Annotated in this window: 10 protein-coding genes; 1 reads left to right on the top strand and 9 read right to left on the bottom strand. The window is 68.6% G+C overall.

Features of this window, described 5'->3' with window-relative positions; all coding sequences use genetic code 11:
* Positions 1–251: 251 nt before the first annotated feature.
* From Amac_RS31585 to nadD, 8 genes are all read right to left on the bottom strand, one after another.
* The gene (locus Amac_RS31585) at positions 252–869 is read right to left on the bottom strand and encodes a response regulator transcription factor (RefSeq protein WP_307729775.1); all 618 of its coding nucleotides are present in this window, start codon (positions 867–869) and stop codon (positions 252–254) included.
* Between the two features lie 613 nt (positions 870–1,482).
* Positions 1,483–2,673 carry a sensor histidine kinase gene (locus Amac_RS31580; protein WP_155358069.1) on the bottom strand — a complete coding sequence of 397 codons (1,191 nt, stop codon included), beginning with the start codon at positions 2,671–2,673 and terminating at the stop codon, positions 1,483–1,485.
* 123 nt (positions 2,674–2,796) lie between these two features.
* On the bottom strand, positions 2,797–3,891 hold the full coding sequence (locus Amac_RS31575) for a carboxylate-amine ligase (RefSeq protein ID WP_155358068.1): 1,095 nt from the start codon (positions 3,889–3,891) through the stop codon (positions 2,797–2,799).
* A gap of 377 nt (positions 3,892–4,268) precedes the next feature.
* A complete protein-coding gene (locus Amac_RS31570) occupies positions 4,269–6,089 on the bottom strand; it encodes an ABC transporter ATP-binding protein (protein ID WP_155358067.1) in 1,821 nt (606 codons plus the stop codon).
* On the bottom strand, positions 6,086–7,786 hold the full coding sequence (locus tag Amac_RS31565; protein ID WP_246268844.1) for an ABC transporter ATP-binding protein: 1,701 nt from the start codon (positions 7,784–7,786) through the stop codon (positions 6,086–6,088). Before Amac_RS31565 ends, Amac_RS31570 begins: the two co-directional genes overlap by 4 nt.
* A gap of 194 nt (positions 7,787–7,980) precedes the next feature.
* Positions 7,981–8,601, bottom strand: a complete 621-nt coding sequence (locus Amac_RS31560; protein ID WP_155358065.1) for a histidine phosphatase family protein — start codon at positions 8,599–8,601, stop codon at positions 7,981–7,983.
* A complete protein-coding gene (gene rsfS / locus Amac_RS31555; protein WP_155358064.1) occupies positions 8,598–9,002 on the bottom strand; it encodes a ribosome silencing factor in 405 nt (134 codons plus the stop codon). The genes Amac_RS31560 and rsfS overlap by 4 nt, the downstream gene beginning before the upstream one ends.
* 123 nt (positions 9,003–9,125) lie before the next feature.
* On the bottom strand, positions 9,126–9,749 hold the full coding sequence (gene nadD / locus Amac_RS31550; RefSeq protein ID WP_155358063.1) for a nicotinate-nucleotide adenylyltransferase: 624 nt from the start codon (positions 9,747–9,749) through the stop codon (positions 9,126–9,128).
* A 76-nt stretch (positions 9,750–9,825) separates the two neighbouring features.
* Between nadD and Amac_RS31545 the strand changes: the two genes are divergently transcribed.
* The gene (locus Amac_RS31545) at positions 9,826–10,845 is read left to right on the top strand and encodes a M48 family metallopeptidase (RefSeq protein ID WP_155358062.1); all 1,020 of its coding nucleotides are present in this window, start codon (positions 9,826–9,828) and stop codon (positions 10,843–10,845) included.
* 27 nt (positions 10,846–10,872) lie between these two features.
* Here Amac_RS31545 and Amac_RS31540 read toward each other — a convergent pair whose 3' ends face one another.
* On the bottom strand, positions 10,873–12,813 hold the full coding sequence (locus Amac_RS31540) for a serine/threonine-protein kinase (protein WP_155358061.1): 1,941 nt from the start codon (positions 12,811–12,813) through the stop codon (positions 10,873–10,875).
* Positions 12,814–12,860 lie beyond the last annotated feature (47 nt).

The following is a 12,860-nucleotide window of genomic DNA, read 5'->3' as shown; positions in this document are numbered from 1 at the left end:
CCCCCCACCCACCCCGCCCCCACTCCCGGTCATCCCCCAAGACCCGACCCAACCACGACCCTCCAGCCACCGCCCGCAACCGTCAGGCTGCCCTCACCACGGCGCTGAGGAGTTGTCCCTCCAGACCGGTGATCATCAGAACCGACCGCCTGGTACTCCAAGCCTGCATGGCTCGATCCGGTACCACCATCGACCCTCAACGTTCGGCCTGCATGACCGTCGGTGACGAGCGCGCGAGGTCGAGGTCTCGGTCAGGTCAGGTTGTGTTGGGATGCGAGGATGGCCAGGCGGATGCGGTTGGGGCAGCCGGTTTTGATCATGACGCTGGAGACGTGGGTTTTGACGGTGGTGACGCCGACCTTGAGGCGGTCGGCTATTTCGGGGTTGGAGAGGCCTTCGCCAATCAGGGCGAGGATTTCGTGTTCTCGGCGGGTCAAGGGGAGCGGGGGTGGAGAGGTGGTTGATCGGGTGGTCAGGGCCTGATCGACGAGGCGGGCGAGGGCGTTGGGGCTGAAGGCGTGATCGCCTTCGGCGGCGCGGCGGACGGCGTCCAGGAGGTCGGCGGGGGCGGTGTCCTTGACGAGGAAGCCGCAGGCTCCGGCGGAGAGCACCGGGTAGAGATGATCGTCGTCGTCGAATGTGGTGAGCGCGAGAATTCGCGTGGACGGCCTCGCCGACATGATCCGCTTGGTCGCGGCCACGCCGTCCAAGCCCGGCATCCGCAAATCCATGAGCACCACATCAGGCACGGTGTCATCCACGAGCCGCACCGCATCGGACCCGTTCGCCGCCTCCCCCACCACCTCGATATCCGGCGCGGAATCAAACAACATCCGCAACCCCATCCGCACCAAATGCTGATCATCCACAAGCAGAACCCGAATCACCCCTCAACCTCCCATCTCCTCCACCACACACCCCATTCCAAGTCACCAACCCATCCCCACAGTTCACTCTGGCCTCCGCCCTCTGAAATCCCCTGGTTAGCCCAGCGACACGACGCGAGAAGCGCCCAACAGAAGCGGCAGGTCGCCGGGTCGCTCGCCGTTATCCGGCGCCGTTCACGAGGGTGGTGGTTCTCGCGACACCGGCGCCAGGAGCAGCACCGGCATTCTGACCAGAGAATGGCGACCCCAGGTTGTCGCCCGGCAGAAGCTCCAGTAGCGGTAGGTGCCCTGCCCCGATTTTCACGCCTATGTGGCGTTACCGAGATCCGCTGCCGTTCCAACAACGACAGGAACCGGCTCGAACGCGCGGTCTCAGCAAGCCGCGCCCGAGGAAGCCCGCCGTTCTCCGCCCGCCACCGATACCCGGTCTTGCGTCCGATTCTCACTAGGGACAGGCGGACTGTTAGGCCTTCTAAAACGCAAGCCGTTCGCACAAGACTCCAGATCGTGCCCTGGCCTCCCACCTCCCAGCGGAATCCTTCGTTCCGTATCCAGCGCGGCACTGAGGCGGTGGCCCAGCCCGTAGGACTCCACATCACACTCTGGCCTCCCGTCTTTCCCGGGAGTTCTTTTGTTCGGCGGGTAAGACGGCGCTGAGGCGCCAGCCTTTTCCTACTGGGCCGACGGAGAGCGCGCCGCCCAGGAGGTCGACTCGCTCGCGCATTCCGATCAATCCGTGGCCTTCGTGTGATCCGGCTCCACGGGCGGTGGGTGGTTCGGGGTTTTCCTGTGAAGGGCGGCCTTCGTCCTCGATTCGGATGTGGACCGAGTTGTCCGCATCCAGGGTGAGGTTGAGGGCTACCTGGGCTGAGGGGCCGGCGTGGCGGATTGTGTTGGCGAGGGCTTCCTGGGTGAGGCGGAGGACCGTGATCCCGCGGAGTGGGTCCAGGTGGGTGGCGGAGGGGTCGATGGTGGCCTTCACGTGGAGGCCGGTGGCTCTGGCTCGGTCGATGACGACGGCGAGGGCGTCGGGGAGGCCGCCGGGGTCGACGAACGCGGTGGTGGGGAAGGGGGCGGGGTCGCGGAGGACGCCGATGAGTTTGCGGAGGTCGGCGAGGGCGGCGGTGCTGGAGGTGTGCAGGTCGTCGAGGACCTCGGTGATGCGGGGATCGGTTCCGGCGGACAGCACGTGCCGGGCGACGCCGACGCGCAAAACCATGGAGGAGACGTGGTGGGCGACCAGATCGTGCAGTTCTCTGGCGATGGCGGTGCGTTCGGCGGCGCGGGCGGCGGCGATGCGTTCGGCGGCGCTGTCTCGTTCGCGCCGGGCGGCATCACGGGCGAGCCGGACATACCCGCCTAGGAGCAGCGGCACGCCGACCACGATGACCATGCGGAATCCGGCCGCGCCGATGGTGGCGGGAAGCTTGTCGAGCAGGTTGAAGCAGACGACCACCCCGAGCACGACCGCCCCGGCCGCGACCTGCCGCCCCCGCCCCCGTACGGCGAGCTCGAACAGCAGCACGCAGGCCAGCACCTTGAGCACGGGCGCAGCCGCGAAGCCGTACCCATCGGCGAGCAGGAGCAGGCCCGACTGGATGAGCAGAGCCCACAGCTGCGACCAGCGGCAGACCGCGCTGAGCACCAGCGCGACGAGCGCGAGCACCCAGTCACGCGCGCCCACTCCCGGCACGATCCAGAGCAGATCGCCCACCAGTGCGGCGAGCAGAATCGCCAGCCGGACCAGGATGTAGTCCGGCTCGAAGATGCGCTCGATCCACGCCACGCCACGAAGCGTAAACTCCACCCCCGACAGAAACCTCCTCCACCTGGAGGAGACCGCGCGGAGACCACGAGCGAAAACCGATCCGGAGACCCGGCCGAGGGGACTCCAAGACGCTGAGGATGATCAGCCTCCGGCGGTTTCCTTGAGGAGGAGGTCGACCACGTCGCTGAGTTGGCCTCGTTTGTTGAAGGCGGCGCGTTGGCGGGCGGCTGAGCTGCCGCGGGCCAGGGCGTCGGCGGCGAGGCCCGCGATGGTCGGCCAGTCGTCGAGTTGTTCCAGCGTCGGGCGGAGATCTTCCAGCAGCCACTCGATCAGGCCGGGCGCGGGCACCGGTTTGCCGTCCACGGGAGAGATCAAGTCGCCTTCCAGCCCGGAACGAGCCGCGCGCCAGTGCCCCGCGCGGAGCAAAGTAGGACGGATGTCGCCCCGCGGCGGCGAACCCGCCTGGATCGCGGCCGTCTCCCTGATGACCAGGGCCCGGAACAGGCCCGCGAGCAGGATGACGTCGTCGACCAGCGGGCAGGCGTCGCAGATCCGCAACTCCATGGTCGGCACGTGCGCGGACAGGCGGATATCGAAGTAGACCATGCCCGCGTCGTCGATGACCCCCGAGGTGACCAGGTCGGCGACTGCCTGGTCATACTCGGCGGCCCCGGCGAACGGCCCGACCATGCCGGCCGTCGGCCACCGCTGCCAGGCCACCGCGCGACTGCTCGCATACCCGCTGTCGGCCTCGAACCAGTACGGCGAGCTGGCGCTCAACGCGAGCAGCGCGGGCAGCCAGGGCTCGACCCGCTGCGCCACCATGACCGCCAGATCGCGATCGTCGATGTCCACATGGACCTGGGCCCCGCAAATGAGCTGTTCCCTGGCGATGAACTGATAGGTGTCGTGCAGATACTGGTACCGATCGTCCGCGGTGATCACGAAACCACTGGGCCCGTGCAAGGGTGAGGTCCCGGCGCTGGCGATGCCCAGCCCGTGGGGTTCGGCGGACGCGATGAGGCGACGCCGGAGATCGACCAGGTCGGCGCGGAGCGTGGCCAGGTCGGTGGTGGGCTCGCTGTTGCTCTCCACCACGGCCCGCTGCAGTTCGGCGGAGAATCCGGCCTTGGGTAGCCCGTCCAGCACCACGTGAGCCTGTGGGGTCAGCCTCCGGCTCACGAGATCGACGACGTGGAACTCCTCTTCGACGCCTAGTGCCACCTTGTGAGTCATGAAGGGGACTTACCCACTTGTCCCGGTATAACAGCGCCCAAATTCCCTCAACCGACAAACGAAACATTTCCCACTTCCCACGACTCAAAGGAGTGGGGGCTATCTATCGAAGGAAACGGGCAGTTGAGCCGTCCAACACCAAACCTCTCGCGCGGGATTCAGCCCCATCTGGACGCCGCCCCCGAGCTCCCCGACCTCGGTCTGCTTCCCCACCTGCAGCACCACGTGAAACGCCAACATCCTCCACGTACATGAACACGATATTTCGGATTTACGAAAATTTGGGGATTTGGTCTTCCGGGAGGGCATCAGCTCTGGCGTAGAGGCTAAGTTCGCGTTCACCCGGCAGAACTGGGCCAAAACTCAGCACGCCAGAGCTAAGACGAAAGGCTGTCCAACCACGCGTTGTGCAACCCCGCGAACCGCCCCGCCGCCGAGATCAGCTGATCGGGCGGTCCGTCCTCGACCACCCGCCCGTCATCGATGACCAGAACCCGATCGGCGATCTCCACCGTGGAGAGCCGGTGCGCGATGATCAGCGCCGTCCGACCGGCCAGGATGGTCCGCAACGCCCGCTGCACCAGCCGCTCACTCGGCACGTCGAGACTGGACGTGGCTTCGTCAAGGATCAGCACCGCCGGATCGGCGAGAAAGGCCCGCGCGAACGCGACCAACTGCCGCTGCCCCGCCGACATGCGCCCCCCGCGTTTGCCCACTTCGGCGTCGTACCCCCCAGGCAGGCTCAACACGAAATCATGCGCCCCGATCGCCGTAGTCGCGGCGATCACATCACTCATCGGCGCTCCCGGCCGCCCGAACCGGATGTTGTCCGCCACCGTCCCGCTGAACAGGAAGTTCTCCTGCGTGACCATGACAACCGCCTGACGCAACGTCGCCTCGTCAAGATCGCGCAGATCCACGTCGTCCAGCAGCACCCGGCCCGCGACCGGATCGTAGAAACGGGAGATCAACTTCGCCAAGGTGGTCTTCCCCGCCCCGGTCGCCCCGACCACGGCAATCGTCTGGCCAGCCGGAATATCCAGATCCAGGCGATGCAGTACGGGAATATCCGCCTGGTAAGCGAACCGTACCCCGTCAAAACGCACCGCGCCCCGGGCGGCGGTCAGCGGGATCGGCTGCGCAGGCTCGGCGACCTCCGGCGGCTCCTCCAGCACCCCGGACAGCTTCTCCAGCGCCGCCCCCGCCGACTGCAACGCGTTATAGAACTGCGAAATCTCCTGCATCGGCTCATAGAACTGCCGCAGGTACAGCAGGAAGGCCGCCATCACCCCGGCCGTGACCTCGCCGTGGAAGGCCAGCCACCCGCCGTACACCAGAACTAGCGCGATCGTCACGTTGCCGATCAGCTTGATCCCCGGCATGAAGATCGCGACCAGCTGCATGCTGCGATGGTTGGCGGCCCGATAGTCCTCGTTGAGCTCCTCGAAGATCTCCTGATTGCGCGGCTCGCGACGGAACGTCTGAGCCGCCCTGATCCCGGTCATCGACTCGACGAAATGCACGATGACCAGCGCGACCGTCTCCCGAGTCCGCCGGTACGCGACGCTGGAGGCGCGCCGGAACCACCGCGTCATCAGCAGCAACACCGGCAACGGCGCGAGCGCGACCAGACCCAGCTGCACATCCAGGACCATCAGCACGACCGCGGTCCCGACCAGCGTGAGCACCGCCGTCACCAGGCCGTCGAACCCGGCCGCGAGCAGCTCGGCGATCGCCTCCACGTCCGAGGTCAGCCGCGAGATCACCCGCCCGGAGGTGTATTTCTCGTGAAACGACAACGACAGCCGCTGGAAGTGCACGAACACCCGCCGCCGCAACTCCAGCAGGATGTCCTGCCCGATCCGGCCGGAGGTGCGAAGAAACGCCTGCCGGGTCAGCGCCTGCGCGAGCGCCGCCCCCAGAATCGCCGCCACGATCACGATCAGCGTGCGCGGACCCTCGCCGCGCACCATCGGCGGGATACCGTCGTCGATACCCACCTTCACCAGGTACGGAATGGCCAGCCCGGCGGCGTTCGACAGCACGATGACCGCGATCATCCCGGCGATGGCCCGGCGATGCGGCCGCATCAGATCACCCAGCAGCCGCCGGGACCGATCACGCAGCAGCAGCGAGATCCGCTCCGGCATGTCGTCCTGATTCTCGGCGGCGACCCCGCGCCACTCCCGGACCGTCATCGCAGCACCTCCTCCGCGGCCAGCAACGCGCGATATTCCGGCACTCCGCCGAGCAACTCGTGATGGGTGCCGACGTGCGCGATCGTCCCGTCCCGCAACATCGCCACCCGATCGGCCAGCAGCACGGTCGAGGCCCGATGCGCGACCACCAGACCGGTCGCGTCGGCCAGCACCCGCCGCAGCGCCTCCTCGACCAGGGCCTCGGTCTCCACGTCGAGCGCCGACAGCGTGTCGTCCAGCACCAGGATCTTGGGCCGCCCGAGCACCGCGCGGGCCAGCGCGAGCCGCTGCCGCTGCCCGCCGGACAGCGACATGCCCTGCTCGCCGATCCTGGTGTCCAGACCCCAGGGCAGCTCGTACGCGAAAGTGGCCTGGGCGATCTCCAGCGCGGCCCGGACCTCGGCGTCGTCGGCGTCGCCGTGCCCCAGCGTGATGTTCTCCCGCACGCTCATCGAGAACAGCGTCGGCTCCTCGAACGCGGTCGCGACCACCGACCGCAACGCGGGCAGCGTGAGATCCCGCACGTCCTGCCCGTCAATCGTGACCCGCCCCGCGGTGACGTCGACCAGCCGGGGCACCAGCGCGGTGAGCGTGGTCTTGCCGGAGCCGGTGGCCCCGACGATCGCCACCGTCTCCCCGGGCCGTACGTCGAGGGAGACGTCCCGCAGCACGGGTTCCGCGGCGCCGGGAAACCGGAACTCCACCCCTTCGAACCGCAGATGCCCGCGCGGCCGGTCGATCACCGCGGCGCCCCCGACGATCGAGGGCGGGGTGTCGAGCACCTCCATCACCCGGTCGGCCGAGGTCATCGCCTCCTGCGCCATGGCCAGGATGTAGCCGAGCGACGCCACCGGCCAGACCAGCTGCAGGACGAACGTGGTGAACGCCACCAGCGTGCCCACGGTCAGCGCGCCCCCGCCGACCGCGGTCGCCCCGAGCAGCAGCACCAGGCCGAGCGTGACGTTGGGGATCACCTCGAGGAAGGTGAAGAACCGCGAGGCCAGCCGCACCTTGGTCATCGACGTGCGATGCACCTTCACGGCCACCTCGTCGTAGCCGTCGAAGACGTGGCGGCCCCGGCCGAACGCCTTGATGGTACGGATCCCGAGTGCCGACTCCTCCACGGTCGTGGCGAGATCGCCCTGCTCGTCCTGAACCTGCCGGGAGACCACCATGTAGCGGCGCTCGAACTTGATCGAGACGTACACGATCGGCAGCGCCGACCCGGCGACCAGCAGGCCGAGCGGCCAGAACATGTGCAGCAGCAGGATGGTGACCGTGATCAGCTGGAGGATGTTCATGACCAGGAACAGCGCGCCGAAGCCGAAGAACCTGCGGATCGTGGATAAGTCGGTCGTGGCCCGGGAGAGCAGCTGCCCCGACTGCCACTCGTCGTGGAAGCTCATCGGCAGCCGCTGCAGGTGGGCGTAGAGATCGTTGCGGATCGCGGTCTCCACCCCGAAGACCACCGACCCCTGGCACCAGCGCCGCAGGAACGTCAGGAACGCCTCGATGACCCCGAGCGCCAGCGCCAGCAGGCCAAGACCGACCAAGGCTCCCAGATCACGATGAACGACCGCGTCGTCGATGACCTTCGCGCTCACCAGCGGGACGACGATCCCGGCCGCGATCCCCACGACCGCGGCGACCCACACCACAATCGTGATGCCAACGTACGGCCGAAGGTAGGACTTCAACCGCCAAAGCGAGTTAGAGACTGACTGAGGACCAGATCGTTCGCCGTCTGCAGACATCGTCAGGCAGGCAACTCCTCACGGCTGGGGGAAGCACGGGACCCCTACCAGCGTAAGCATGCACTTCAACCGGTTTTCCGGCGGACGCCAAAGCGCCCCACACCAAATCCGCATTTAGCGACCCAAGAAACGGGCGATCACGCCTGGATGTCGTCGCTGCTGACCGGAGTCGGCAGGGTGCCGGCGTTGTGCTCGGTCAGCCGCCAGCCCCGGGAAGACTCCTCCAGGATGGACCAGGAACAGTTCCCCAAGCCGCCCAGAATGGGCCACAGCGGCTCCGGGAGGTCCAGCAGGGCAGCGATGCCCAGGCGGATGGCCGCGCCATGCGAGGCGACCACCAGGAGGCCGTCCTCCGCCAGGCTCGCCGCCCAGCGGCGGACCGCGACGTTGACCCGGTGGGCCACGTCGGTGACCGATTCCCCGTTGGGCGCCCGCCAGCTCTTGAACTCCGCGGGCCAGCCCGCGCGGATCTCCTCCCGGGTGAGACCCTCCCAGTCGCCGCCACCGCGCTCCCTGAGCTCCTTGTCGACAGTGACGGTCAGGCCGGTGAGCCGGGCCAGCGGGAGCGCGGTCTGGTGGGCGCGCTGCAGATCCGAGGAGACGATCATCGTGGGTTTTAAGGCGGCCAGCAGCGAGGCCGCCCGCGCGGCCTGGGCCACGCCGACCTCGTCCAGGGGGATGTCGGTGTGGCCTTGAAAGCGGTGCTCGACGTTCCAGCGGGTCTGCCCGTGCCGGAGGCAGACGATCCTTCTGGTCACTCAACCGCCCCGCGGGCGCGCTGGGCCGCGACCTTGGTCACGCTCTCGGGCAGGGCGATGGCGGGGCAGTCCTTCCAGAGGCGCTCAAGGCCGTAGAAGGTGCGCTCCTCCTCGTGCTGCACGTGCACGACGATGTCGATGTAGTCGAGGAGGACCCAGCGGCCCTCCCGCTCGCCCTCGCGGCGGACCGGCTTGGCCGCGGCGTCCACCCGCAGGCGCTCCTCGATCTCGTCCACGATGGCGCGGACTTGACGGTCGTTGGCGGCCGAGCAGACGACGAACGCGTCGGTGATGACGAGGCGGTCGCTGACGTCGTAGGCGATGATGTCGTCGGCCAGTTTGTCGGCCGCGGCCTCGGCGGCGACCCGGACCAGCTGGATTGATCTCTCGGATGCGGTCACGATGCGGTTCTGTCCTCCATTGACAGGGATGGGGCAGGTTCGAATCCTCTCCCCAGGGTGCCCACCGGATGGCGGCCCTTCAAGCCTATTAGCCGCATGGCCGTACCCGGTCGAGGCATGACCCTACTTCCCGCCACCGACAGTTCCGGGGCGGTAGAGGCCGCGCTTGCCGATGTACTGGACGATGCCGTCGGGCACGAGATACCAGATCGGCTGTCCCGCCTCGACCCGGTCGCGGCACTCGGAGGAGGAGATGGCCAGCGCCGGGATCTCGATCAGGCTGATCATGCCTTCGGGCAGGCCGGGATCGTGCAGGGTGTGGCCCGGGCGGGTACAGCCGACGAAATGGGCGATCGTGAAGAGCTCCTCGACGTCCCGCCAGCCCAGGATCTGGGCCAGCGCATCGGCGCCGGTGATGAAGTAGAGCTCCACCTCCGGCCCGTAGATGCCGAGAATGTCGCGCAACGTGTCGATGGTGAAGGTCGGCCCCGGCCGGTCGATGTCCACCCGGCTGACCGAGAAGCGCGGGTTGGAGGCGGTCGCGATGACCGTCATCAGATACCGGTCCTCAGCGGCGGAGACCGTCTTGTCGGCCTTCTGCCAGGGCTGCCCGGTCGGGACGAAGACCACCTCGTCCAGCTCGAAATGGTGCGCGACCTCGCTCGCCGCCACCAGGTGCCCGTGATGGATCGGATCGAAGGTGCCGCCCATGATGCCAAGCCGCCGGATGGCGGCCCCGTTCCTCATAGGACGGACCCTAACGCGCGGGCTGGGACCGACCTGAAAGCGGGTTCATGCGCATCACGGGAAACACCGACGTAGCATGCCCAGCATGACCACTCCCGATCGCAACCGCGTCCAGCTGCCCGGAATCAGCTCCCGCGCCTACGAACATCCCGCGGACCGGTCCGCCCTGGTCGCGATGCGCTCGCTGTCCGGGTTCGACTCGGTGTTGAAGCGCATGTCCGGGCTGTTCAGCGAGCGCCGCCTGCGCCTGATGTTCCTGGCCTCGGCGGTTCGCACGTCAGAAACCCAGTTCCGCGCGCTCTACGACATGGGCCGCGACAGCGCCTACATCCTCGACCTGCACCGCATCCCCGAGGTCTACGTCCAGCAGAGCCCCCGGGCCTACGCGATGGCGATCGGCTTCGACGAGCCGTTCATCGTGGTGTCCACCGGCCTGCTCGACCTCATGGACGAGGAGGAGCTCCGCTTCGTCGTCGGCCACGAGACCTCGCACATCCTCTCCGGCCACGCCGTCTACGGCACGATGCTGCAGATCCTCACCCAGCTCGCCACCCGCGTGGCCTGGATCCCGCTCGGCTACATCGGCCTGCGGGTGATCGTGGCCGCCCTGGAGGAATGGGCGCGCAAGGCTGAGATGTCCGCCGACCGTGGCGGCCTGCTCGCCGGTCAGGACCCCGACGCCGCGCTCCGCGCCCTGATGAAGCTGGCGGGCGGCTCGCGCCTGCACGAGATGAACATCGAGGCCTTCCTGGACCAGGCCAGGGAGTACGACACCGCCGGCGACGTCCGCGACGGCCTGCTCAAGGTCCTCAACCTGCTCGGCACCACCCACCCGTTCGCGGTCACCCGGGTGGCCGAGCTCGACCGCTGGCGCCGGAGCGGCGAATACGACGCGATCCTGGCCGGAAACTACCCGCGCCGCGAGGACGACGCCAACGCCAAGATCTCCGAGGAGGTCAAGGCGGCCGCCAACTCCTACCGCGAGTCGTGGGCCCAGTCCCAGGACCCCTTCATCGGCGTCCTCCGCGACGTCGCCGAGGGCGCGGTGAACGCGGGCGAGCGCATCTTCAACCGCTTCGCCCGCCGCGAGAATTAACAGGAGGGGGCCCTCCGGGGCTCCCTCCTAGACAAACAGCGCGATAGCCCGTACGGCGGCCGCACACAAGGCCACAAATCCGCCCAGAACGGCGAGCGCCCGGAGTCCTTCCCTGCGAAGATCGGGCAACTCGGCCCCGATGCGTTCCACCTCGCGGCCGATGATCGCGCCACACACCACGCCGAACACCACCCCCGCGACCGTGACCGGCACCGGCTGATTCCACCAGTCGGGCGCCAGCCGGCCGCCCCCGGTCGCCCAGAGCGCCGCGAACGCGGCCAGCCCGGCGGGAATACCCGGCCAGGCCAGGGCGGCGATCAGCGATCCGGCCAGGGTCAGCGGGAACGACAGCACCCGGAGCACGCTGCGGACCTTCGCGGAACGCCGCTTGCGCACCAGCCAGTGACCGCTCCACAACGCCCTGGCCAGCACCACGAAGGCCCCGGTGATCGCGAAAGTGGCCACGGGGTACACGACCGAGATCACCACACACGGCACGGCGAAGGTGGCCAGCAAGGCGAGCGCCGCGTTGCCGGTGGGAATCCCTGATCCCGCTTCGACGACCGCCTCTGAGGCGAGCGCGGATTCCGCCTCCGCGGCCACCTGACCGCGCGAGGCTCTCCGCCTTTCCCCGGAAGCCGGGGACGAACTCCGGCCGGTTTCCCCGGAAGTTGACGACTTTCGGGCTGCGTCCCCGGCTACTGGGGACTTCCGCCCCGCCTCACCAACCGCCGGGGGCTTTCGGCCCGCTTCCGCGGAAGGCGAGGACTTCCGCGCCACTTCCCCAACCGCCGGGCCCTTTCGGCTGGCCTCCCCGACCACCGGAGACTTCCGGCTCGCCTCACCAACTGCCGGGGACTTCCGCCCGGCCTCACCAACTGCTGCGGACTTCCGCCCCGCCTCACCAACTGCCGGGGACTTCCGGCCCGCTTCCACGGCCGAAGGCGACTTCCGGCCCGTCTTAAGATCATCGCTGCGCCCGGGCTTCCGATCGTCCTCCGCCGGTTCGCCCTCCTCCGCGCCGCGCTGCCGGGGCTCGTCGACCGTGACTTGGCGTGCTCTTGACACCTTCTTGGTGTCCTTCGGTTTCCCCCCGAACAGGCGCAGACCCCGCCGCGGCTCCTCCACGGGGGGCTCCTCGGCCTGCGGGTGATCCGGCTCGGCCGGGGCGATCGCCCGGGCCAGGCGGTGCAGCCGGTCGGCGAGCAGCGCGGCGGTCGGGCGCTTGGCGGGCTCCCGGTTGAGCGCCGCCCTGACCAACGGCAACAGCGCCGCCGGAACACCCTTGAGATCGGCCTGGCCGTGCAGGATCGCGTACATCTGCGACTCGACCGTACCCCGCCCGAACGTGGGACGCCCGGTCGCGGCGAACGCCACCGTCGCCGCCCAGGCGTGCACGTCGGCGGGCTCCCCCACGACCTCGTCGGCGAACAGCTCGGGCGCCGCGTAACCGGGGGTGCCGAGGAAGGTGCCGGTCCTGGTGACCCGCGTCGCGTCCATCACCTGGGCGATCCCGAAGTCGATCAGGACCGGGCCTTCCTCGCCGATCAGCACGTTGGCCGGTTTGAGATCCCGGTGCACCACCCCGGCGGCGTGGATGATGGCCAGCGCCGTGGCCAGCCCCTGGGCGACCATGACCAGCTCGGCCTGGGCCAGCGGGCCGCGACGCCGTACCGCGTCGAGCAGGGTCTCCCCCTTGATGTGCTCCATCACCAGGTACGGCCGATCGCCGGACAGGTCGGCGTCCAGAACCTGGGCGACGTAGGGGCTCTCGACCCGGCGCAGGGCACGGACCTCGCGGTCGAGGCGTAATCGGGCCTCCGCGTCATCCTCGATCGGATCGCGGAGCATCTTCAGGGCCACCTGCTCCCCGCGCCGGGTGGCCGCGAGGTAGACCTCGCCCATGCCGCCGCGGCCCAGCCGCTCCAGCAGCGCGTACGGGCCGACCCGCCCCAGACGTCCACCCATAGGGTGGCCCACGTTAGTGGACCCCCCCGACAATTCGCGGGAGGCAC

The organism is Acrocarpospora macrocephala, from assembly GCF_009687865.1.
In the GTDB taxonomy this organism is placed as follows: Bacteria; Actinomycetota; Actinomycetes; order Streptosporangiales; family Streptosporangiaceae; genus Acrocarpospora; species Acrocarpospora macrocephala.
The sequence above is the reverse complement of the archived record's forward strand: the minus strand, read 5'-3'. Positions and strand labels throughout refer to the sequence as shown.

What these genes read in the sequence shown, in the direction of transcription:
- Amac_RS31575 (WP_155358068.1), bottom strand. Translation starts at nt 3,891, where the DNA reads ATGACTCACAAGGTGGCACTAGGCGTCGAAGAGGAGTTCCACGTCGTC.
- Amac_RS31570 (WP_155358067.1), bottom strand. Translation starts at nt 6,089, where the DNA reads ATGACGGTCCGGGAGTGGCGCGGGGTCGCCGCCGAGAATCAGGACGAC.
- nadD (WP_155358063.1), bottom strand. Translation starts at nt 9,749, where the DNA reads ATGAGGAACGGGGCCGCCATCCGGCGGCTTGGCATCATGGGCGGCACC.
- Amac_RS31545 (WP_155358062.1), top strand. Translation starts at nt 9,826, where the DNA reads ATGCCCAGCATGACCACTCCCGATCGCAACCGCGTCCAGCTGCCCGGA.
- Amac_RS31540 (WP_155358061.1), bottom strand. Translation starts at nt 12,813, where the DNA reads ATGGGTGGACGTCTGGGGCGGGTCGGCCCGTACGCGCTGCTGGAGCGG.